Consider the following 24,072-nt stretch of genomic DNA (forward strand, 5'->3'; position numbering starts at 1 on the left):
AGGACAGTCGAATAGATTACTATAATGGAAATAAGATACATAGAACCAATCTATAGGATATAAACAAGAATCAGGATGAGTAATAATGAGATTAAAGGAGGCTATTTCGTGGGAAGATCATTCGCAAATTTGCATATTAAGTCGAAAAACCTTGAAAAGACTGTCGAAGCATTAAGAGAGCTAAGCAAAGAGCATGCCATAGTATTAGGCGAGCAAAATAATGAGGCTCAAGAGAATAAAGTTGTCATGTACGTAAGCAAAAGCAACGAGAACTGGATCAGCGTTCTCCACGAATATTTTGTATGGGGTACGGTGAAGAAGATCGGTAAAACGTTGTCCCAACTTATCGATGAGCCAGTAATGACCGCCGGATATATAAATGAGGAAATTTTTGAGTTGTCATTTTTCGAGTATGGAGATATTCAGGCTGAAAGAATCTTTTGTGAACAGTGGACGAGGGATGAATATGAAGAACTCAGAGAAGAGCTTCTTAATGATGACTACTTAAGGAAAGCATTGGATATCCGTGATCAAGATTTTGACGACTTCATTAGCATTACGAGTCCGCCACAAGCCGTAGATAAGCTGTCAGAACTCGTATCAATGTCTTTATGGTGTGATTCGGAGTGGATACCACATGAAGAAACTCTCAGAAAACGATTTGGGAAATATGAATTCTGATCATACATGAGCTGAATAGGCACGCTTCATAGCATTAAATAGAGATGATCAATGTAGTAGTTAACCAAAAATAGCTAAGGCGTCTGGGATAACATTTTAATACTTGGCGGTGAGGGAAAGGGATGGACAAATTAAAGAACGGCGGATTTTATAAACTTAAATTCTTCATAACGCCGGAAGAGTTTAAAAGCGTTTTGAAGCTTTTTGAACATAAGCAAACGAAATTTCGTCTTACCAATTATGATCAGACAGAACATGATCAGAATGGGGTGTATGAGGCGTATCAGACATTTTATCAGTATTTTGCGGCTGAGGAAAAAAGAAATGATTATCATCCCTTTTTTGTTTATTCCATTTCTGTTACGTCTGATAATGAAAACTCCGGATTTTTTGCGAGAAATGAAGGTATTCATTTTCCCTATTACGGACAATGGGCAGAGGATGAACTCCCGTGTATATTACTTTCATTTCCTAAAGGCTTTCAAATTGATTTGGAAGATGAAAAAGGGAAGTATTATATCTATGAGGATATTCGGGACCACAAGCTGTTAACTTATACGTTTTTTGATGAAATAACGGGTTTTATAAAACAAATGACAAAGCCGCTTCGCTTCTCGGCGCATGACACAGATGCTATGAAGGAGCAAAAGCCTTCTGTGCGTATTAGCGATGATGTGATTCAAGACTTGCGTAAATCGTGGATTTTCAGTAAATACGGACTTGTGGTCAAATAGCAGGATTTACACAAATGCAAAGTATGTGAAAGAGGTTCTGATTAATATTCCTCTTGCACTGGAGCGGGTTCAGATCGAGTAGATCTTGCAAGGAAGAAGACTAGTTAACTTGAAATCATGAATAATTAAGGAAAATGGAGGAATGCCGAAATAATGTTTGCGCTAAAGTTTATCAGTACTTGGATATTGCTTGTTGCATCATGTTCGGCGGTATGGTGGAGCTTCAAAACAGAAAAGCTTATAACCGGCTCTTGGCTGGCGTTTCTACTACCCGCCGTCTTCCAGCTCGCGGCCGCTTTCTGGATCGGCCCTGGCAAAGCGAAGTCGCTGATCGTGTTTGGCTGCATAAATCTTGTGCTCACAGCTCTTGTGGGTGTGGCGGTCTGGTATTTAGTCCAATTGGCTAACGCATATAAAAGAGGCAAATGAATGATTGAAGTGATTCCATGAAGTAGATCCGATTCATTTCAAACTGAGCTATGCCTATGATTGTATTGGTAACAGGAGGAGTATTTATGTACATCGTATCTCGGCCAAAACCACTGTCTGATGGCCAAAACCAAGCACTTACGAAGGAAGGCACCGCTGTTTATCCACCGGGCTACCTCCGGTTTTTGCGGCGATTCGGCGAAGGGACTTACAGAGGGTGGTTGAATGTTCAGCTTCCGGACACGGAGGTTCTTAAACCTTTTGCCGAGTATGGGTTATGGGAGCATGACGAAGACAGCCCCATTACTGAGCAACAAATCGGCGAATGCATTGTTATAGGGACAACAGTGGACGGTGATTTTCTGGCAGTGCATCCCCAGGTGGCTGAGCTGCTCTGGCTACCTCGGCATGCGGAGCATGTAAAGGCGATACTCTTGCAGGTACGGGAGCAGGAAGACGAAGGGATGTACGCCTTGGTGCTAGACGAAATATATCGTCAGGTGTATGGAATCAATCAAGAGGAGGCTGTCTATTTTGAACCGTGGACGGGCACTCGAAGCCATCTCTTTTTGCGTTTGCCACAAGGGCAGGACCAGCTTTCACTACCCGATCTTGCCGGAATGTGTAAAGCAGATTTTCCACCAGATTTGTCCATTGAGACCCAGTATGCTTGCTTCCTATTCTATCTGCAACTAGGTGGCTATGTACGATTGAATTATGCGTACGAGCATGAGGTGGTCGTCTTCTATGAAGAGGATGCAGAACAGGCGTTTACCGGTATGAAGCAGTGGCTCTTGTCTAAAGGGTGCGAAGCGATTTCGAAAGATATTACTTGATCCGGGTACTCCTTAAGTGTGGGAAAGGGAGATATACATGAAACTAGATTTTACTCTGGATACATATGGAACGTGTGTAGGTCAATTGAGAGATGAACTGCTGCCGTTACAGGAATTAGCAAATACATGGCAGTTTCCTTATGATATCTTTTTTGTATTGCGTGTTTTACCTGAAAGTATTGATCGAAAAACATCCAGACGTTTTGATAGCAGGGATCATACCCTCGAACTAGATATCAGCATAAGTTATGAGCAGTATCAACGGATGTCGAAACATGAGCAACGTGAGGCATTAGGTATTTATCTATATAACTATCTATCAGAGTCCGTTTCTAAATATAATAAGCATGCAAATAAGGAAATCCAAAATCAACTACTAGACCTAGTAAAAAAGTGGATGTTAGAAAATAATTGGTTGGATGGCAAGATCGATAGAGCAAGGAATCTGCTTGTACAAAATATAGGAAATTATGAGGTCAGCCAACAATTGCAACTGCCATTAGAAGAAATTGAGTATATTCTTCTCCGCATGAATGACTATGAGCCGACTGACGTACATCCTGACAACATTGTAGTAGGAAAAGCGCCGCCATATCATTTGTAGAAGGCAGAAGAGACATCCAAAACTTACAATAAACCTATGTATAGGGAGAGAGGATCGAACTTATGTATGAGAGTTTGGCAGAAAAACTGAAAACGACTTCCAATTAATGATGAGTAGATTGGAAGCTACGTGCTGACTGAATCGATTAAAGCTCTTTACCTAAAAGAATAACGCCGAGCCGGAATCGGTGGAGCACTGTGCAAGTCCCTCCTCACTGTAAAATGCTGCGAAGAAGGAGAGACTTCGCTACAAAATCTACCCCTAGGCTAGTTATTAGTATTCCAGCGAACGGAAAAAAGCACACCCTCCCCGGTATTGGACAAGCTGTATTCCGACTGATGGATATTTAGTATGGTATTGACGATATACAGCCCTAGCCCGCTGCCTCCGGTCCTGCGGCTTCGGGATTTCTCAATGCGGTAGAATGGCTTGAACAGCTTGGGAATTTCGTTTGGTTCTATAAATGCCCCAGTGTTCAACACGCTTAAGCACACATGTCCCGCATCTGCATACAGGGCGATACGGATTTGCTCGCCGCTCCGCGTATAGTGGACAGCATTGCTCATTACATTGGAGATGGCCTTGGACAGCAGACGTTTATCTCCTGTTACCCATTGGTCGGATGCGAGATTGGACTCCAGCCTAATGCCATTCAACTCGCATATGTACTGAATCTGCTCAGCTGCTTCCTGAATGAGCGCAGACACGTTCACAGCGGCCATACTTGGCTGGAAGCGATGGTTCTCCAATCGCGAAATATCGAGAATTTCGTAAACTAGCTTTTCCATCTCTTTCAAAATGTGCTGGGATTGCGCCAGATATTTGTCTCGATTCGAGTATGGTCCGACATTGTGCAGCATCGCCTCAAGCTGTCCTGATACGGCCGTGATAGGCGTTTTTAACTCATGGGAGATCATGTCCATAAATTCCCGCCGCAAGGCCTCATCTTCCTCTTTCCGCTGAATATCATCTTTCAGCTGCATATTGGCCTCAGTAAGTTCCTGCATAGCTTGCTGCAAATTCATGGAAAGATCGTTCAGAGAACGAGATATATCGCCAATTTCATCACGGGAATCATGGCGGGATCGTTCAGAGAAATCCAGTTGGGCCAGACGCTTAGCTACTTGGCTAATGCCGATCAGCGGCCGGGCGATTAGGCGCGTGTACACAAGCGCCCCCAGTATAGCTATCACCAGAATGATAAGCGCCATATACGGGAGGAGCCGCAGGAGCATTCGCGCCGCTTCATCAATCGGCTGCAGGGAAGCCAGCACAGACAACGTATAACCACGAGATTCGTATCCGGGCAAGGGTAGATTCGTATAGGAAATCATCTCCGGCTCCGCAGGCAAGTGAGTACTCAGATTGTCCGGATCAGAAATGATGATTGTAGAATCAGTGCCTTCCTTTTCCGTAGTCGTAACCGATTCCTGAAGCGGAAGTGAATGACCTTGTGTAATAAAGGGAGCATAAACCGATTTTCCCGAGCTATCTTGCACGAATAGCAAGGCATTGTAACGTATGGAGAAGTCATCCAGCGACTGGACAGCTGCTGTCCAGTCTTCTTGCGGCAAGGTTTTCAGCAAGCGAGTAATACCCTGATTCAAGTCGGCGGATTTGTTCTGGAAATAGAAGGAAGGCAAAATAAAATACAAGGTTACATACAACAATAGCGCAAAAGCAACTAGGACGAGACTAGTTAGCACAAAAATTTTAAAAGCTATGCTTCTGTACTTGCTCATGCCAGCCGTCCTTCCATCAAATAGCCGATGCCTTTAATCGTTTCAATGCATGTGATCCCCATTTTTTTACGAATGTTTTTGATATGAGCGTCGACCAGTCGCGTATCGCCGAAAAAGTCGTATCCCCATACGCGATCAAGAATCATCTCCCGGGTAATCGTTCTCCCTGCATTTTCAATCAGATAGGCAACAATTGAGAACTCCCGAACGGTTAAATCAACATGAGCATCATCTACAAATGCTTTGTAGCTGTCGCAGTCCAGTCGAATGCGTCCGTAAAGCACTTCCCTCGGTTTCGATTCCGGGAGGGATCTTCGCAAGACCGCCTCGACCCGCTTGACAAGCACATTGAAAGAGAACGGCTTGGCAATATAATCATCGGCCAGAAGCTCAAAGGCCTGCAATTGATCCTTCTCCTCACTTAGAGCGGTCATCATAATAATCGGCGTCCGGCTCTTGTTGCGAATCATTCGGCAGATGGAGTATCCATCCATATTCGGCAACATAACATCCAAAAGCACAAGATCGAATGTCCCCTCGGCAAACTTTCGGTATCCCTCTGCTCCGTCACTGGCAACGTCCACATGGTACCCCTGCACTTTCAAATATTCCGCGATCAACTCTTGAATATAGTGGTCGTCTTCAACAATCAATATGGATTCAGACATAAGACACCTTCTTTAATTGGCGATTTTTTTCGATCATACCACATTGATATGAATTTTATATGAAAATAGAGCCGACCAACCATCTTCTTGTGAAATTCAAACGGTTTTCATACGAATTTCACATTGCCGCCGTATGATGGGTTCCGAGGAGGGAGCTCATGAGAAAGATTTTGAAAATGAGATTTTATCGCGATACGAACATCGCCTTGTTATTTCTGTTACCTAGTCTGGCGGGATTTGCCCTATTCTATTTGCTGCCGTTTGGCGCCGGGTTTTATTATTCCCTGATGGACAGTCCCACGCAAGGCTCGTTTGTCGGCTTGGCGAACTACAGGGAACTGTTACAGAGCACATCTTTCCGACTTGCTGCACAGAACACCGGGCTGTTCACCCTAATGGGTGTACCGCTAGTGATGACGATCTCGCTGGCGCTTGCGCTGATGCTCAATCGAGCATTGCCGCTGCGCAATTGGCTCAGGGCCGCATATGTTATGCCGCTTGTAGTGCCAGTGGCTTCGATTGTTCTATTATGGCAATTGTTGTTCGATAACTCTGGTGCAGTCAATTCGATCTGGACGCTATGGGGAAGATCAGACGTAGACTGGATGAACACGCCTTGGGCACGTGTTGTTGTGCTACTGGTCTATTTGTGGAAGACGATTGGCTATAACATGATTTTGTTTCTGGCCGGATTGCAGAACATTCCGAAGGACTACTACGAAGCGGCTGGTTTGGATGGCGCCGGGCCGTTCCGGAAATTTTGGTCTATTACACTGGTTTGTCTGACACCAACAACATTTTTTGTTGCGATCATGTCGATCATCAGTTCATTTAAGGTGTTTCGGGAGACGTACCTGATTGCGGGAGATTATCCGCATGAAAGCATCTATTTTCTCCAGCATTACATGAATAACATGTTCCAGGCTTTGGATTACCAGAAGCTTACCTCCGCATCCTTTCTGATGGCTGCGGCGATTATCCTTGTGGTGATGATCCTGTTCCGTTTCGAACGGAAATTTCATGAAAGCGTGTCGTAATGGAGGTTCGCATGAAGGAAACATTGAAAATAGGCGCGCGCTTCTCCGTTCTACTCATCCTGGCATTGATCATGCTGTTTCCACTTGTGCTTACAGTCAGTAATTCCTTTATGACAGAAGCCGAAACCCGGTTTAATTACAGCATGAAAGAAACAGATGTCGGTTATGTCAATCTGAAGTGGATACCCGACCGAGTCAGTCTGGAGCAGTACAAGGCACTGTTGTTTGAACGCATGCAGTTTTTGATCATGTTCTGGAATTCTTTGCTGCTGGTGGTGCCAATTGTGGCAGGTCAAGTCGTCGTGGCGGCTATGGCATCATTCGGGCTGTCGCAATTTCGATTTCGCGGCAGAGAAACGTTATTTTTCCTTTACATAATAACGATGCTGATGCCTTTTCAAGTGACGTTGGTACCGAATTATTTGGCTATGGATTGGCTTGGTCTACTGGACAGCCGTGCGGCGATTATTCTTCCGGGCATCTTCTCGGCCTTCGGAGTCTTCTTGCTCCGGCAGTTCATGATAGGCATTCCCAGTACCTATGTGGAGGCCGCAAAAATTGATGGTGCCGGCTACGTGACGATCTTCGTGCAGATCATTATCCCCATGTCGCGTCCCGGCATTGCTGCCCTGGTCATTCTAGCGTTCGTTGATTATTGGAATATGGTGGAGCAGCCGCTGATCTTTCTGCATGATGCGTTTAAGCAACCGTTGTCCATCTATTTGTCCCGAATTAATGAAGGGGAGCTGGGGCTGGCCTTTGCGGCAGCCGTGTTATATATGCTCCCGATGGTGTTCGTGTTCTTGTATGCAGAGAATGATTTAATTGAAGGCATTCAATTATCGGGTGTGAAAGGGTAGAAAGGCAGGTTAAATGATGGAAACCGGAAATGTACTACGTGACAGGCGCAAACGAAACATTGGCATCGCTGCAGCACTGTTCTTTGGACTAATGCTGCTTGTGACCTTCTTCTCCAACACTTACCAGGAGTTGACGTATCCGAAAGTGCAGACTGTGACGGCGGTGAATCAGCAGTTGAACTATGTGATCAAAGGCGAAGGCACACTGACGCCGAGAGAGATCAAATCGGTATACGACAACTCCGGTTGGAAGGTGACGCTAATTGAAGCGGAGGTGGGGGATGAAGTCAAGAAAGGGCAAAGGCTGTTGACACTTGATGTAACCGAGGCCCGCAACGCTCTGTTTGATGAAGAGGCGCTGTACAAGTTGAAACAGCAGCGGCTCGAGGGGTTGCAGACGGCGTATAAAGAGGTCAGCCACGATCAGTCGTCGGAAAAGAATCTGCTTCAATCTCGATCGGAGATGGAAAGTCTGAAGTTGGAAATGCAAATTCAGGAGCGAAAGCTGAGTGGAATGCGGGAAGCCTTGAGCAAGCAAGAATTTGTAGTTGCACCGCTGGACGGAATTGTGACTGAGGTGAATGCCTCCATTGGAATACCTTCTGCTGCGGGGAAGCCTGCCGTCCAAATTGCGGATCAGAGCCAGGGTCTTCAATGGAAGATGGAGGTTGCGACTGAACTGGTTCGCGGACTGAAGGTTGGCGAGGAAGTTAAGCTCTATGTGAATTGGAATCGGGGAGATGTGATTCGAGCTACCTTGGCCGAAATTAAGGATGCGGAAGCAACTGCGAGTGCAAAAGCCGGGAAGCAGCTTTTCTTTCATGTTACCTCTACGGAGCTGAAGGGGGGTGAAGCCGTTGGCATTAATTGGGAGCGGAAGCACGGACAAATAATGGCGACAGTGCCGAAAAAAGTCGTACATAACGATGCACAAGGCCATTTTGTATACATCATGGAAGAACGGAAGGGGCCGCTTGGCAATCAATTTACGATTCGGAAACGTTATGTCACGCTTGGAGAAGCGGATGAACGGAATCAGGCGATACTGGGCGGATTGGATAATGATGTCAAGATTGTGACGGAAAGCAGCGAGCCTGTGAATGAAGGCGATAAAGTCAGAATTTAGGTTGAAGAACAGAGAGGAGTTTGTGAGATGAGAAGATGGACTTGGGGAATTGTATTGCTTGTGCTTGTTGTCGCAACAACGGCTTGCTCTAGCTTGAATGAGAAGAATAAGGGTGGTGAGAAAAATCCATCAGGCGGATCGACCGGGGGGAAAAAGGTCGTGACGATGGCAATTGTACAGAAGGACCCTGCTGGGTGGATTGATCAAGCCGAGGCGGCTTACGAAAGCAAGAATCCAAATGTAGATATCGTCATCAAGGAGTATATAGCGCTGCCTGAGGTCTTCACGGGTGGTACTTTAGGCGAATACAATCCGGCTGACCTGGAGAAGTTTCGGAATGCGATGAACACCGACCTCATGTCCGGCAAGGGAGCCGACATTGTCTCTGTCAGTGAACTGAATTATGAGCAATATGCGGACAAGGGAGTGCTGGCCGACCTTGGAGCTCTGATGGAGAAGGACTCGGAATTCGATCCCGCGAGCTTGTTTGGCAATGTCATGGATGCAGCCAACAATGGGGGCAAGAAGGTGGTCGCACCGATCATGTTTGGCATTCAAACTGTGACGAGCGCGCTGCAGTCGGAGCAGTTGAAGGTGGATGACACGAGCTGGAAGTGGAGTGATCTGCTAAATCAGGGGGCGGAGCTCGCAAAGGATTTGCCAGGCGAATTGGAAATTATGGGTAACGTTGCACCCACGGCGCTGCTACGCAAGATCGTGACGTCTGACTACGATTATTACATCAACCAAGATAAGAAAACGGCCAACTTTGATTCCGGGGAATTTGCCGGTCTCCTCAATCAGTTGAAGGAAATGTACGGTGCGGGAATGCTGTCCGACAATCTTGAGAAGGCCTTTGAAGACCGAGATATTTTTCGCGATGATGTGTTCCATACTCCCATGCAGGCGCTGGATGCGCTGATGTCTAAGCGGCAAATTTGGAATCAGCCCGTGAGCGGCAAGCATGCGGGATTGCGCTTCTCATCTGAAATGATTCTGGCGATCAACGCCAAATCGAAGGTAGCCGAAGAAGCCTGGAAATTTATGAGCTATTTGCTGTCGGAAGAGGCGCAGTCCAATCCGGCCATGTTTATGATGTTCCCGATGAATAAAGCTTCCGTCGCCGTGAAGCTGAAGGAGGCCTCATTGGGAGGGGGGAATTCCGGTACCACGGATGGATCGAGCGACAAAGCGAAGCTACCTGCAGAAGCTACGGCACAAGATGTGGAACGACTGATGGCCTACATCGGGCAACCTGGGTATTTCCATGGAAGCGATCCAAGGTTGCTGGACATCGTGGAAACCGAAACGGCCGCATTCTTCGCAGGAGAAAAAACAGCGGAAACTGTAGTGAAGCTGATTCAGAGTCGGGTCACAACCTATTTGAACGAGTAACAGCAACCGGATCATCAGTCAAAGCTTGTTCGTGAGTTTATTTGCAGAACAGGCTTTGTTTCTGGATTATAGAAGATACAGTAAGTCTATTCGAATATTGATGCAAAAAAAAAGGAGGATTATGAGATATGTCTAAAAGTTTTCGCACTGTTGTTACTGGAATGCTGCTGATGCTTTTGCTTATACAAAACAGTGCTTTAACTATGGCATCGGAAGTGGAAATTTCACGGCTTGTTTTGAATAAGAATGAAGCAACGCTTGAAGTGGGGGAGTCCTTCTCTCTGATTGCGACAGCGGTATTTGTTAATGGTAAGACAAGCGATGTGACGATTAAGACAGAGTGGGGCAGCAGCAATCCAAATATTGCTACAGTGTATGCGGGTACAATTACTGCCAAAGAAGAAGGGACGGCGACCATTACCGCTAGTTATCTAGGAAAGATGGTCCCTGTAGCTGTAACAGTGAGCAAAAAGGTCAAGGCATTGACTATAGATATTACTGACTTCGATCTACGTGTAGGTCAGGAACAGCAAATAGAGTTAACAGCTATTTTCGTGGATGGGTCAAGTGAGAACGTAACGAAAAAGGCAGCATGGTCTGTTGATAATTATAGTGTAGCTACTGTTGTGAATGGTTTGGTGACAGGCAAAAAATCTGGTACTGCTAAAGTCACTGCTAAGTATGGCAACCAAAGCATTATTGCGAACGCTGTTGTTGAACTGGCCAAACGAGTTGATATGGAATATGAGGATGTGAACTTATTAGTTAATGAAAAAAAGCAGCTTGTCTTGACCGCTACCTATCCTGACGGTTCAACACAAAATGTTTCCGATAAGGCAGAATGGGAAAGCGACAATGAGAAGGTAGCTGACGCAATTAAGGGTGTTATTAAAGCATACAGTGCAGGTACTGCGACAATTACAGCCAAGTACGGAACGAAAACGGATACTCTTATCGTACATGTAGACGCTTCCCGCAAGCTGGAAGCCAGCAAGCAAGAATTGTTCCTGCGTACGGGAAAGTCCGAGCAGCTTCAGCTGACATTGACCTATATGGATGGGAAAACAACAAGCATTACCGATAAGGCAAAGTGGAAATCCTCCAACGACTCAGTTGCTTATGTAGTAAATGGTGAAGTGTTCGCTCAAAAGTCGGGTGAAGCAGACATCACGGCAACTTACGGGGACAAAAGCGTGATCATTCAAGTGGATGTAGATGTACCAAAGCGTCTGGATCTAGATATGGATTCCTTGGACCTGGATTTGAACAAATCCCGTGAATTAAAGCTTAATGCCACATTTGCTGATGGAACTCAGGAATTAGTTACAGACAAAGCTCAGTGGTCGTCTGATAATACGGCTATTGCAGATGTTATCAAGGGCAAGGTGACGGGCTACAAATCAGGTGCAGCCACCATTAAAGCATCCTATGGCGACAAACAGGCGATCGTGACAGTTAGAGTAGATATTCCTAATCAAATTGTACTGAGCAAAACAGCGGTGGACATGCAGATTGGTGACTCAGTTACATTGATTGCAAATGGCCAGTACAATGGAAATCGTGTAGTCGATGTTACCGCACTTGGACAATGGAAATCCTCTAATTCTGATGTTGTCGAGGTGAATAGAGGAACATTAACCGGCTTAAAGAATGGAACAGCGACCATTACAGTTACCTATGGCACACGGACGGCGATTATAGTAGTATCTGTTGGTGTGATTGAGAAATTGACGCCGAGTCAAAAGAAACTGTCACTTCGTAAGAACGAAACGTCAACGATCACCCTGACAACTACCTATAAAGATGGTCTTCAGAAGAACGTTACGACGATTGCGGAATGGAGTTCATCTAAACCTGAGGTTGCTTCCGTCTACAAAGGTCAAATCACTGCTAACGCTTCTGGTTCAACTACCATTACAGCTTTATTCGGCGGAGAATCGGTGACGATTTCTGTGGATGTGGAAGTAGCAGATAAACTGACGGCAGATACCTATGCAATAACACTGGAAGTGAACGAGAATAAGCGGATTACATTAACTTCTACGGATAGTCTTGGTAATAAAATAGATGTTACGAATACTGCGGAGTGGTCTTCACCCTCGCAGACGATTGTAGAAGTCAGTAGTGGGGTAGTTCATGCACTTGCTATAGGCAAGACAAGTGTGATCGCAAAATATGGTGGTAAAACAGTAACCGTTGCGGTTCAAGTCGGCACTGTCAATAAACTGGTGGCGAGCACAGAGGTATTGTCGATGCAATCTGGTAAGACGCAGTCAATCAAATTGACTGCGATACTACCGGATGGTAGAACAAAAGATGTTACTTCACAAGCAGAATGGTTGACTGGAAACCAAAGAATTGTGTCAGTCTCACAAGGAATAATAACGGCAATCGCTGCTGGAAAAGTGACCGTAACCGCCAAATACAACGGCACGACTGTTATTATCAGTGTTGATGTCGATCAACTGAAGTATTTGGATATCTATAAAAGCGGAAAACCTGTAGCACAGTTAACACTAAAAGGTGACCAAACAATTCAGTTAGAAGCTGTCGCAACTTACATGGACAACTCCGAAAGGAAGATTACCACTGACGGTATATGGAGTTCGTCGAAGGTAACGGTTGCTCATGTTAAGCATGGTGTTATTACCGCTCAAGGAACAGGAAACGCAACAATAACGGTTAAGTTTGGAAACAAATCGGCAAAGATTCGAATTGTAGTTGAATAGTCGTGCAAAATTTCTAGCTCATTTAGTCAAGTTATATGGAAGTAATATCGTACATTCTGGTGGAGGTGATTTTAAGATTTTTTGCAACAAAGTTTTTAGATGGTTGCAATAAGAAAGCAGAACTTTATGTAAACTGGTACCCATAGTCTGGACACTTTAAAAAAGGTGTTTAGGCTGCTGCGGTATCTTTTCTGCAACCATTGGTTTCTGGAATTAAAGATTAAGTAGATATGATCAAACGGCTTTCTTTTTAGGTAGCGCAAAAGAAAATAAAAAAAAGGGATAAACTTTTCAAAAGTTCTATCCCTTTTTGACTATCAACAAATAAGAGTATGAATGGGTAGGCGACAGTCTGTATGAGCATAACGTGTGGGAGATGAAAGGGTTGTTGCAGTACCAATAGAGAACTGCGGGCAATTAGGCGGATTATTTGGAGCAATCTTTGGCGTATCGGATATTTTCCGTCCATTGCTCGGCGCCAATAATACATGATTGTAACGATTTACACTTTGAAGTCGTATCTCCCGTATTCATAGGAGATATTGTGCATGCTTTCAAAATGATGATGCGTGGCTGGTTTCGCATAATTTCTCGGAAGCGAAAAGTTCAACTTCACTTATGGATTTTTCCAAAAAAATATCGCGATAGGTACGGTATACTTAAGATGTGTTTTTATCATTTGAACTGGAGGTGTCAGCAATGTGTAGCATACCCCCATCCAGAACAACTCACTTATCCGACTCATTCATGTGTACCCTCAAAGAACTTCCTTCCAAACTTCAAGTCAAAGCGGCAGCGAAAGCGATCGAGATTAACCCCGAGAATGCACCAAAAGCCTACCAAACTCTACTTTTGTCACAAGAGGAGCAATCAAATCCCCTTAAATTGGCTTTACGTACAACGAAACGTTGGAGTAGAAGCGGTGTAAATCTGACCGTCGGATTTTTCGGTAATCCATCTGCTGAATTGAAAGCTCGGATTATTAGCCACATGAATGCATGGAACGTGTCCGGAAATATTCAGTTTACGGAATCTTCTAACAATCCTCTAGTCCGAGTCAGTTTTGATGGTGAAGGATATTGGTCCTATAACGGGACAGATATTCTACAAATCACTTCTGATCAGCCCACGATGAATCTCGAAGGATTCACTATGGACACGCCAGAATATGTATTCCAACGTGTCGTTCGTCACGAAACTGGTCATACACTTGGCTTTCCTCATGAGCATCTCCGCCCAGAGATCGTAAATCTCATTGACTCGGAAAAGGCAATCGCCTACTTTGCAGATCGTTACAAGTGGTCTCGCGAGAAGACAAAAGTGCAGGTACTTACTCCGCTTGACCCGTTCGTTAATGTAACGGTGGTTGCGGATCCTAACTCTATCATGTGCTACAAGTTGCCGGCGTCCATTATGAAAGATGGCATTGCTATTAATGGAGGCACGGACATTAGCGCTTCAGACATGCAGTTAGTTGCAATTTCGTATCCCAAGTCTAATGCAACCAAAAGTCTCATGCATACTGTGCGTAACTCGGATGGAAGCTGGCAGCCCTTGGAGAATCTGCTTAATAGATTTAGTATTGAAAGTCCGATCCTTTCTCTAGCAGGTGCGAAAGGAGAAAACGGCGATACTCATTTAGTTTTCGCTACGATCTGGGGAGGACCTGAGGAAATTGGACAATTGTGGCACTCGATTCGCCTAGCGGATGGCAGTTGGTCGGGGCCGAACAATCTATCTCAGTTGCTTGAAATTTCCAAAGGTGTTGCAGCAGTCGCAGCAGCGAGCGGGCCGAATGGAACGATACAATTTATTTTCACAACGAGCGATGGTCATCTATGGCACACAATTCGTGAATCAAACGGAAATTGGCAGCCGATTGGCGACCTCCGAAAAGAAGTTAAGGTGTCTGGAAACGTAGTCGCTCTCAGCGGAACTGGCGGCGCCGATGGGGCAACACAATTTGTTTTCACTACAAATGACGGACACCTTTGGCACACCATTCGACGTGCAAACGGCAGCTGGCAGCCGCTAGGCAACCTTTCGGCCGAACTTTCTACAAAATGGACAGGAGTCGTCACTACGATTGCGGGGGCGGAAGGTCCAAGCAACGGGGATGCGGTGTTTGTATTCGCTACAAACCAATCAAATCTATGGCATACAATTCGTTATAGAAATGGTGGGAAGTGGACGGGGTTGAATGATTTAGGAAAAGAGTTGCAGGTAGAGAAACGAGTCATCGCAATAGGTGGTTGCTCTGGTGCTGACGGACAAACGCAGTTCGTCTTTACTACTCAAGATGGGCAGGCATGGCATACGATCCGTTACGCTAATGGAGGTTGGCAAAGTGCGGTTCCACTAAACTTGGTACTGCCAATCATAGGCGCAATGCCTACTTTGACCGGTGTGACCGGCGACAATGGCGCAACGCACTTTTTCTTTACCACGTATCAGTAATCGGAATTGCTTTTGACGGATCTGAATTTTTTTAAGAATTATAAGTTAATAGGAGTAAGGCTATGAGTATCTATGAGCACCGTCATAACAGTTATTCGTGTTTAAACGAATGAGAAACCCAACGACTTTTTCTAGTCGTTGGGTTTCTCTATAATCTGAGATGAAAGATGATGAACGTTAGTTATAAAGTGGTAGTCGGTATATATTATTATAATTTATCGGAATGCTAACGAGCAGATTAGTCACTGAAGGAGAAGGATGCAAAATTGCTCCATCTTCACGGGGATTTGTTCACTATTTCATTGGTTTTCCATATTGAACCAAAACATGCCACAGTAATTTTAACTCTTGCAGAACTTCTTTGTAGGTTCCTCTATCGCTCCAATTACTTGGATTTCGTTTCAAGTCCATAGCCGCCGTTCCGATCATATTCACATCAATAAAATCATTTTGCGCAATTCTTTTAGCTAGTGAAGGCATCGAAGGACCTCTAAAATTCATAGGAACCTCATCAACCAAAAGTGTAAAACCCATGTGCCAGTAAAGATCAACTGAATACTTTAAACATATCTGTTCTAAGATTCGTCCTGTATCCGTGCCTTTAAATGATGGATCGGCAACAAGCATTTTTACATCTTCTTTAAGAGAAATGTTACCATGAACCTGAGCTTCGATATAGTGGTCAAGATTTCGGTTTGGCACTTTGTTTGATGGATTTTGGAATGGTTTCTCAAGATTGACGATCATATGGTGGATTAACTTTTGAATCGTTAGATTTTTTTCACCAATGGCATAATTATTATAGAACGCATCCTTCATGAGAGCAGCCCAAATGAGGTCAAATTCCTCATACGTTCCCTTTTCCTTGGGGTGTTGGTGAGAATCCAAATAAGTGTAAGTGCAACGTTGAGAGACCTCAGTGGATAAAAGGAAATAACATGATCCAAAACGTGGAGCAGGCCCATCGGGATGTAACATGACATTGAGTGCCTCATACTTGGGCCGTTCGCTATTGGTTGAGCCATTTATTTGGTACGCTCCGCCAAACATTTTTTTCTCCCAAACGTCTCGTTCACCACCTGAAAATGCTGATAGACTTCCATTCGATAGGAGGGTCTCAAACTGGCTTTTATAAATTCCCTGCTCAAGTAGTGCTTCAGCTACGCTTTTCATGGTCGGATCTAATCTATCTGGGTGAAAGTGTAGCGCAATATTTGTGTAAGATTTTAGTTTTGTGATAGCATGTTCAAATGTCTTCCGCTCGATGTTGGACATTCGTAGGATGTCCCTAATGGTTTGCTCCATCTCATTTTTGCGGCTTCTTGCGTAATTTGTTATATGTGGACTGTCAACAGTAAATCAGACAACTTTCTTAAGGGCTTCTTGTCGATATTGAACAGGCGTCATGTAGCCTAAGGTTCCATGGATACGATGCTTGTTGAACCAGTTAACGTAATCATATAATTCCAATTCTAAATGAGTGAGATTCTGAAAGGTCATTTGGTTCACAAACTCCGTTTTCATGATCTTGTATGTGGCTTCAGCCACAGCGTTGTCGTAAGGACAGCCTTTCATACTTAGTGATCGACCAATTTCAAACGTCTCCAAGAGCTCGTCCATTTTTTGATTTTTGAACTCGCTGCCACGGTCGGTATGAAACCATTGAATCTGACGTAGATCACTTTCAACACTTGCGAAGGCGCGGGTAATTAGAGCAGCATCCTTGTTCGGACCTGCACTACGCCCAATGATTTCTCGATTAAACAGATCGACCAGCACACAAATGTAATGCCATCGGTTCTGGACTTTCACATACGTCAAATCACTGACGACGAAGCGTTTAACTTCTGTCTGCTCGAACTCCCTCTTCAGAACATTTGTCGTTGTTGCTTCGTTACAGGACGATTTGTGGGGATTATATTGTGCCACCGTGTAAGTAGAAACGAGTCCTTGCTCTTTCATGATACGGCCAATTCGGCGTCTGGATACGATGAAACCACGCTCGTGAAGCTTCACTTTAATCTTGCGTGTGCCGTAGGCTTTTCGGTTCTTGAGAAAGATATCCACAATAGCTTCAGTGACATCATCTTCTGTGGCTCGTTCTTGGGCGTCGTAATAAAATGTACTTCTTGTGATTTGTAGGACGTCGCACATTGCTGATACCGAGTATTTATCACGGTTGTTCTCGATGATAGCTACTTTCGTCCCATGATCAGCGCGGCTTGCTTTAAAATATCTACCTCCATTTTTAAACGTTGGTTCTCTTTTCGTAAAGCAATCAATTCCTCTTCTTCTGACGATCGATTGTCCTTTTCTCTAAAGGAGCCTGTTGACTGAGATTGCTTGATCCAGCGGTCTAAAGCAGAGGCTGTAAGATCATATTCTTCTATAATCGCAGCTCTGGTTTTCCCATTTTCATAGAGCTGCACCATTTGCTTTTTGAATTCAGTTGTAAACGTACGTCGTTGTATTTTAGGCATTGTAGAGATCCGCTCCTTAACATGATAGGTTTATTCTACAAGCCCTTAAGTTCTCTGTCCAACTTAGTGTAGCCGATCCATATGCTCTTGAGCTAATAGCTGAGATTTCGATAATTCCATAGGCAGCCCCCTTTTTATAAAATATTATATAGTATTAAATTACAAGTTTTATTGCAAAGGCTTCGATAGTATTATAATTTTATATCTTGTGTCACATCATACATTGGACACTCGTTTCATTGAACAATAACCTCCTAGGCCCCCTAATGAAACTGGAGTTTCCACAAAGCCTCTTAAATTGATATTCAAATTAATTAAGATCGATAATTTAATATAAAGAATGATTAAAATCATCTTCCCTCTAGAGATTTGTTAGTTGAGATTCATTTTATGTGAGAAAAGAAAGGATACACAAATGAAAAAAAGAAAAGATAAAAGGACACTTATCATTTTTGGAGTATTAACCTTGTTGGTTGTTATGGTTTGGCTGAATAATACGAGTCTATTTTATTCGAAAGATACAAATTATAAGATTCTAGCTCATAGAGGGTTGGCTCAAACCTTCGATATTTCCAAGGTAGAGAATGATACGAATACAGCTGAAATCATTCATCCTCCGGAACACCCTTATTTAGAAAATACAATTCCATCTATGAAGGCAGCATTTGATAATGGTGCTGATGTAGTGGAATTAGATATTAAGTTAACGAAGGATCATCAATTAGCTGTTTTTCATGATTTCACTTTAGAATATAGAACAAATGGGAAAGGTGTAGTCAAAGATTATACGATGAACGAATTGAAGAAGCTAGATGTGGGCTATAGATATACGGCTGATAATGGAGAGAGTTATCCGTTTCGCGGCAAAGGCATTGGTATGATACCAAGCTTAGATGAGGTTTTTGCAACTTTTCCTAATAAAGAGTTATTAATTCATGACAAAGATGGAGAGATGGAAGCAACAAAAGTATTGTGGGATTCATATTTAAGTAAAATGTCAGAGGAACAATTAGATAAAATAACAGTTTATGGTGATGGGGACAGCGAGGGATTTGAGTATTTACGTTCAAAACATGTAAAGTTGAAATTGTTAACGAAAACAATGATGAAAGATGCGCTTTTAAAATATGAATTATTAGGTTGGACGGGATATATTCCGGAAGAATTGCATAATATGGAGCTACATTTACCTTTAAATTATGCGAAGTATTTATGGGGTTGGCCAAATAAATTTGTTGATAGAATGGAATCTGTCAATACGCGAGTCGTAATCGTAGAGGGAAATGGGAAATGGTCAGAAGGATTTGACACAAAAGAAAGCCTTAAAAAAATTCCAGAAGGATATCAGGGGTATATATGGACAAATAGGGTTGATAAAGTTACTAAATGATTTCTCAGCATGTAATTCTTCAAACATAGTTGATTCTTCATTTAGCCGCAGCGCTGATTGTAGTTTTTCGTAGGAGGCAACTACACGTAATAATTAAAAGAAAGGATAACTTAGTAATTATCGACTTAAAGAGGATATATAAGGTTCTATAAAAATTGATTAAAAATATTTATTACCAAACGAATTATCAAAAAAAGTAGTAAAATAATACTGTTGAACGCGATGTTGGTGATAGGGTTTTCGTTTACATTTCTGCGTCTATATAAGCATAAGTTTTTTCTTTTAGAGCTTATTATTCCTCATTGCAACATTGTGTTTATTTAATTCAATAGATTCATTTTGATAAATCGATATGTAAAACATGAAATAAGAGGTGAAATGGCTTTGATTGAACATAGCAATCTTGAAGAATATGAAGATCCGGTAAATTACGATCTTGAATTTGACGGTGAAATGGACAAATATCAGTTCTATCTTGAGCTTGCTAGAGCAAGTTCAGGGGAAGTGTTAGAACTTGCATGTGGTACAGGTTTAACAACGATACCCCTGTCGAAAGCCGGTATAACGATAACCGGTGTAGATATCTCTTCAGCGATGCTCGCATATGCGCGGTTGAAGGCGGAAGGGTTGACTGTTACTTTTATGGAAGGCGATGCCCGTACTTTCGAATCAGACAAGCGATTTGCGATGATTTATTTGACTGGTAATGCATTTCAGGCATTTTTAAGTGATCAAGATCAAATCGATTTACTCACGACCGTTCACAAACATTTACAACCCAATGGAATCTTTTCATTCGAGTCCCGTAATCCGGAGGGAACGGATTTATCCGATCAAGAGGAGACAGAATGGGGATCATTTACTGATAAAGATGGACATAACGTCAAGGTATCAGGTACACAATGTTATGATGCTAGCCAGCATATCATGCATTGGGTCACTATGCGTGATTGGGGACATAAGCGAACAACTTCCCGAATTGCTTGTCGGTTCACGGATCAATATACACTACATTCTTTATTAACTCGTCATGGCTTTCGCATCGAACATCAATATGCTAACTGGGATAAAACGCCGTTCTCTCCGTCATCTTCATCTATTATTAGCGTTTGTAGGAAATGTTAGGATAGAAGTCGGATGAAAAAATATAATCCGATTAGTTACTGAGCAAGTGTATTTTATTTTTAGTTTTATTAAGTAAGTGTCGCACCCACTCTGCGTTATTTACGGCTTCCTTTTGAAGATGGTATTTCGAAGCTGTTTGCTGGAGAACTTTTCATGACAATATCCGCGTTCAAATCCCTCAAACGTGTAAAAGACCATCCAGTTTTTCGGGATACTTTGAATTATCTATCGTAACCTGCTAAACAAACTGCCATATCACCAACATCTTAATATAATATGTAAAATACAAAATTAACCATAAGGTGAGTGATACAATGTTTGTACATAAAATAGATGAGGACATATCTTTAAGATTAATAGAAGTAAAGGATGGAGAAAGGTTATTTGAATTAACAAATAGTTCGAGAATCTATCTAAGAGAATGGCTTCCTTGGCTAGATACAACAAAAAAACTTGAAGATACAACTGAGTTTATCAAAATATGTCTAAAAGGTTTCGCAGAAAGGAAGAGCTTGAATACAGTTATATTATATAAAGGAAAAATCGTTGGGGTTGCAGGCTTCAATAGTATTAATTGGACCAACAAAACAGCATACATAGGTTATTGGCTTGGAGAAAAGTTTCAAGGGAAAGGAATTATGACCAAGGTAGCTAATGCATTAACAAATTATGCTATTAGCGAATTAAGACTAAATAAAGTTGAAATTAGAGTAGCAGCAGGAAATAAAAAAAGCAGGAGTATTCCTGAAGGATTAAACTTTGTTAATGAAGGATGTATTAGGCAAGCTGAGTGGCTATATGACTATTATGTTGACCACATTGTTTATGGCATATTAGCAGAGGAATGGAACAAAAAGTAAAGTATAACTGTAGACTCAAGTATTCGATAAGACGAAGAGGGGAAACCGAAATGAAGACGATCAAGTGCATGATGGACCACCTGTACTGGGCGGATGGACGCATCTTGGACGCACTCGAGGAGAATGAGACGAAGAACAAGGACCTTTTGAAGCTGGTTCGGCACGTCGCGGTCGCGGAACGAGTCTGGCTGTCCCGATTGCAGGGCAAGGGTAGCGCACAATATTCGTTGTGGGAGGAAGCGGGAGACCTCACGATGATACGGACGATGTTTGAAGAAAACACCGAGCAATATCGCATCTTCATCGAAGGGCTCGAGGAATCTGAGTTGGATGATATGATCGACTATGAGAACCAGAGCGGGGTTCCGTTCCAAACGTCCGTCCGGGACATCCTATCGCAGGTCATCTTACATGGGCAATATCACCGGGGACAAATCAACCGGACACTTCGGATCGAATCAGCAGAGCCAGCTCAAGTCGATTACATCACGTTCGCTAGGCTCTAAAAGGGCCAAATAGTCCACATTATAATGTAGTAACTTGTGAAAGCCGTGATCTTTTGATTACGGTTCTTTTTGTACTTCATCCGCTTCAGTCCATACCAATTAAATACCCCTACATATGTTATATGGTATCTGCCTAATTTGTGGTAGAAATGTACATTCATTTAATCATAGGGAGTTGGATATATGAGAACAAATACGAAACTAACAGGGCGAGTTATTTTCAAAGGTAAACCGGGTTATGAAGCGGCTCGTAAAAATTGGGATCCTCATACGGACAGATTCCCTAAAGTGTTTGTTTTTGCCCAAAGGACGCAAGATGTTGCTAACGCTATAAAATGGGCTCGTATTAATAATGTTCCAATTCGCCCGAGAAGCGGACGGCATGCTTTAGAGCCCAACCTTTCTCAGGTCAACGGTGGTATTGTCATCGACGTCAGTGAAATGAAAAAAATTATGTTAAATAAAAAAAACAATACTGTCGTTGTTGAGACAGGTAATCGGGTAGGGAGAATCGTAGATACCCTAGCACGACAAGGATTTATTGCTCCATTTGGTGACAGTCCAACGGTCGGGATTGGTGGAATTACACTCGGCGGAGGGATAGGTCCGCTTCAAAGGACGACTGGCCTCATCAGTGATAATCTACTCGAATTAGAGATGGTTGATGCAAAAGGAAGAGTTATTAGGGCAAATAAAAAACGAAACTCCGATCTCCTATGGGCTTCCCGTGGTGGTGGTGGCGGTAACTTTGGCGTATACACAAAATACAAATTCAAAGTATTGCGCTCCCCTGCCAAAGCTACAGTCTTCAGCATTACCTGGCCATGGGAGCAGTTCGAAAAAGTCGTAAAGAAATGGCAAGTATGGGCTCCAAACGCCAGTACCAAGTTGGGCAGCGAATTAACTGTTGGCCCCAAAAGAGGCGGAAATGTCAGCATGCTCGGGTTGTACCTTGGTTCTAAAAGGGAGGCCCTACGCCAATTAGCACCTATTCTTAGAGTGGGGACGACTACGAAAAGAACAATCCGATCGCTCCCATATATCGAAGCAACTAAGTTTTTATTAGCCCCAGATCCAGTGCTTACCCAAAAGTTCAGTAACCAGTTCTCTAGTGGATTCGGAAGACGTCCATTTCCGAATAGTGCCTACAAAGTCATGCGTGAATTTCTTACAAAAGCAGAAGGAGGGACTCCAGCCGGATTTTTCTTCCTTAACTGGGGTGGTGCAATAAAACGCATTGCACCTAAAGCCACGGCATTTTATTGGCGCAACGCGAAATTCTATGTGGAGTGGAATAGTTCATGGGTTAAGCCATCTCATGCAGCTAGAAATATTGCCTTAGCTCGGAACACAAGGAAGAAGCTACAGCCATATATTGTAGGATCGTATATCAATGTTCCGGATCAAGGTATAAAACATTCTGGACCAGTATATTATGGCAAGAACTATCCTAGGCTGCGTAGAGTAAAAGCTAAATATGATCCGAAAAATGTATTTAATAATCCTCAAAGTATTCCTCCGGCAAAAGTGAGAATCTAATTAAGGGAGAATTATTAACATCTCAGTATGCATTAATTGTCAAATTGGATGTATACGAAAAATCTAACAAACTATGTCCACATAGACATCGCAATCAGAAAAACGTAATACTTCTCTGAGGAGGGCAGCCAGTAAATACTAGTGGCTGCCTTGTTTTCATTTAAGAGATGAAATGAGTTCACTGTTAAATAACAAACAAAAGGATTCGCAACGACGATTAATATTTTTTCTTGTCATTCGCTTTCTCTATATTCTTAATCTCCTAACATCGTAAATTTGATCAAACTGGCCGCAATGACGAAACGAATAGCTCCTTTTCTTTCGCTTTGCCCTCTATTTGAGTTGTTTGGCCCTAGTTAAACTGTATAATAATAGCAAGCAATTCGTTCGGGAAGAGTGCACTATTTTGTAATATACTCACTTTTTGGAAAGGGGGGTGCTTTGCGTGTCCAAATATCGCATGAATGAATATACTTACAATTGTCCGGTTGAGTTAGCCTTAAATACGATAATGGGGAAATGGAAGGCGTTGATTCTTTGGCAGTTGAACAAGGGGACAAAACGTTATAGCGAATTAAAAAAGACTTTGCCTAATATCACGGACAAAATGCTCGCCCAGTAGTTAAAGGAATTGGAAAAGGATAACTTTATCATCCGAGAGGTCTATCCGACGGTGCCGCCGAAGGTCGAATATTCGTTAGCCGAGCTCGGAGTAGAAATACAACCCATTCTGAAATCGTTGCAGCAATGGGGAATCAAATTCAGGTTGAAGGAAACGGACAAGAATTGAAGAAGCAACTTAAGGACTACCTTACTTTTAGGATAGTCACGCACTTTAAAGTGCGTTCTTGAATCTTCATTAGTGATGCTACTA

General features: G+C 43.0%; 20 protein-coding genes and 1 pseudogene. 17 read left to right on the top strand and 4 right to left on the bottom strand.

The features are described 5' to 3' along the window. Positions 1-108 precede the first annotated feature (108 nt). The 4 genes from MFF31_RS17210 (at position 109) to MFF31_RS17225 (ending at position 3,284) form a co-directional block, all read left to right on the top strand. Positions 109-681, top strand: coding sequence for a hypothetical protein (locus tag MFF31_RS17210; RefSeq protein WP_238189525.1), 573 nt, complete (start codon positions 109-111; stop codon positions 679-681). A gap of 122 nt (positions 682-803) precedes the next feature. After that, positions 804-1,415: a hypothetical protein gene (locus MFF31_RS17215; protein WP_238189526.1), complete on the top strand. Its 612-nt coding sequence runs from the start codon at positions 804-806 to the stop codon at positions 1,413-1,415. A 515-nt stretch (positions 1,416-1,930) separates the two neighbouring features. After that, entirely contained in the window at positions 1,931-2,680 is a 750-nt protein-coding gene (locus MFF31_RS17220; RefSeq protein ID WP_238189527.1) for a hypothetical protein, read from the top strand. 37 nt (positions 2,681-2,717) lie between these two features. Next, positions 2,718-3,284, top strand: coding sequence for a hypothetical protein (locus MFF31_RS17225; protein WP_238189528.1), 567 nt, complete (start codon positions 2,718-2,720; stop codon positions 3,282-3,284). Positions 3,285-3,550: 266 nt separating this feature from the next. Here the strand turns inward: MFF31_RS17225 and MFF31_RS17230 are convergent, their stop codons facing one another. Both MFF31_RS17230 and MFF31_RS17235 read right to left on the bottom strand, forming a co-directional pair. Continuing rightward, the gene (locus tag MFF31_RS17230; protein ID WP_238189529.1) at positions 3,551-5,026 is read right to left on the bottom strand and encodes a sensor histidine kinase; all 1,476 of its coding nucleotides are present in this window, start codon (positions 5,024-5,026) and stop codon (positions 3,551-3,553) included. Then, positions 5,023-5,694, bottom strand: coding sequence for a response regulator transcription factor (locus MFF31_RS17235; RefSeq protein WP_238189530.1), 672 nt, complete (start codon positions 5,692-5,694; stop codon positions 5,023-5,025). The genes MFF31_RS17230 and MFF31_RS17235 overlap by 4 nt, the downstream gene beginning before the upstream one ends. A gap of 158 nt (positions 5,695-5,852) precedes the next feature. Here MFF31_RS17235 and MFF31_RS17240 point away from each other — a divergent pair, with 158 nt between their 5' ends. From MFF31_RS17240 to MFF31_RS17265, 7 genes are all read left to right on the top strand, one after another. Beyond that, the gene (locus MFF31_RS17240) at positions 5,853-6,731 is read left to right on the top strand and encodes a carbohydrate ABC transporter permease (protein WP_238189531.1); all 879 of its coding nucleotides are present in this window, start codon (positions 5,853-5,855) and stop codon (positions 6,729-6,731) included. 11 nt (positions 6,732-6,742) lie between these two features. Further along, a complete protein-coding gene (locus MFF31_RS17245; RefSeq protein WP_238189533.1) occupies positions 6,743-7,591 on the top strand; it encodes a carbohydrate ABC transporter permease in 849 nt (282 codons plus the stop codon). 13 nt (positions 7,592-7,604) lie between these two features. Next, entirely contained in the window at positions 7,605-8,717 is a 1,113-nt protein-coding gene (locus MFF31_RS17250) for an efflux RND transporter periplasmic adaptor subunit (protein WP_238189534.1), read from the top strand. 27 nt (positions 8,718-8,744) lie between these two features. Beyond that, positions 8,745-10,112: an ABC transporter substrate-binding protein gene (locus MFF31_RS17255; protein WP_238189536.1), complete on the top strand. Its 1,368-nt coding sequence runs from the start codon at positions 8,745-8,747 to the stop codon at positions 10,110-10,112. 128 nt (positions 10,113-10,240) lie between these two features. Continuing rightward, a complete protein-coding gene (locus MFF31_RS17260; RefSeq protein ID WP_238189538.1) occupies positions 10,241-12,841 on the top strand; it encodes an Ig-like domain-containing protein in 2,601 nt (866 codons plus the stop codon). Positions 12,842-13,210: 369 nt separating this feature from the next. Then, positions 13,211-13,333 carry a hypothetical protein gene (locus tag MFF31_RS25245; RefSeq protein WP_282570506.1) on the top strand — a complete coding sequence of 41 codons (123 nt, stop codon included), beginning with the start codon at positions 13,211-13,213 and terminating at the stop codon, positions 13,331-13,333. Positions 13,334-13,540: 207 nt separating this feature from the next. After that, positions 13,541-15,298 (top strand): hypothetical protein, encoded by a 1,758-nt coding sequence (locus MFF31_RS17265; RefSeq protein WP_238189539.1) that lies wholly within the window; start codon positions 13,541-13,543, stop codon positions 15,296-15,298. Positions 15,299-15,592: 294 nt separating this feature from the next. Here the strand turns inward: MFF31_RS17265 and MFF31_RS17270 are convergent, their stop codons facing one another. Continuing rightward, the gene (locus MFF31_RS17270; protein ID WP_238192111.1) at positions 15,593-16,636 is read right to left on the bottom strand and encodes a DUF3626 domain-containing protein; all 1,044 of its coding nucleotides are present in this window, start codon (positions 16,634-16,636) and stop codon (positions 15,593-15,595) included. 21 nt (positions 16,637-16,657) lie between these two features. Continuing rightward, a protein-coding gene (locus tag MFF31_RS17275; protein WP_238189541.1) for an IS3 family transposase occupies positions 16,658-17,778 on the bottom strand; the annotation gives its coding sequence in 2 pieces (ribosomal slippage) (positions 16,658-17,529 and positions 17,529-17,778; 1,122 coding nt in all). A gap of 415 nt (positions 17,779-18,193) precedes the next feature. Here MFF31_RS17275 and MFF31_RS17280 point away from each other — a divergent pair. From MFF31_RS17280 to MFF31_RS17305, 6 genes and pseudogenes are all read left to right on the top strand, one after another. After that, positions 18,194-19,168: a glycerophosphodiester phosphodiesterase family protein gene (locus MFF31_RS17280; protein WP_238189543.1), complete on the top strand. Its 975-nt coding sequence runs from the start codon at positions 18,194-18,196 to the stop codon at positions 19,166-19,168. Positions 19,169-19,546: 378 nt separating this feature from the next. Continuing rightward, complete coding sequence (locus MFF31_RS17285) at positions 19,547-20,293, top strand: class I SAM-dependent DNA methyltransferase (protein ID WP_238189545.1); 747 nt, start codon at positions 19,547-19,549, stop codon at positions 20,291-20,293. 314 nt (positions 20,294-20,607) lie between these two features. Continuing rightward, positions 20,608-21,153, top strand: coding sequence for a GNAT family N-acetyltransferase (locus tag MFF31_RS17290; RefSeq protein WP_238189547.1), 546 nt, complete (start codon positions 20,608-20,610; stop codon positions 21,151-21,153). Positions 21,154-21,203: 50 nt separating this feature from the next. Continuing rightward, complete coding sequence (locus tag MFF31_RS17295; protein ID WP_238189548.1) at positions 21,204-21,659, top strand: DinB family protein; 456 nt, start codon at positions 21,204-21,206, stop codon at positions 21,657-21,659. A 183-nt stretch (positions 21,660-21,842) separates the two neighbouring features. Beyond that, positions 21,843-23,198, top strand: a complete 1,356-nt coding sequence (locus MFF31_RS17300; protein ID WP_238189549.1) for an FAD-binding oxidoreductase — start codon at positions 21,843-21,845, stop codon at positions 23,196-23,198. Between the two features lie 460 nt (positions 23,199-23,658). Continuing rightward, a pseudogene (locus MFF31_RS17305) lies at positions 23,659-23,988 on the top strand (winged helix-turn-helix transcriptional regulator). The last annotated feature ends 84 nt before the right edge of the window (positions 23,989-24,072 follow it).

It is taken from the genome of Paenibacillus sp. L3-i20 (assembly GCF_022180385.2).
GTDB lineage: Bacteria > Bacillota > Bacilli > Paenibacillales > Paenibacillaceae > Pristimantibacillus.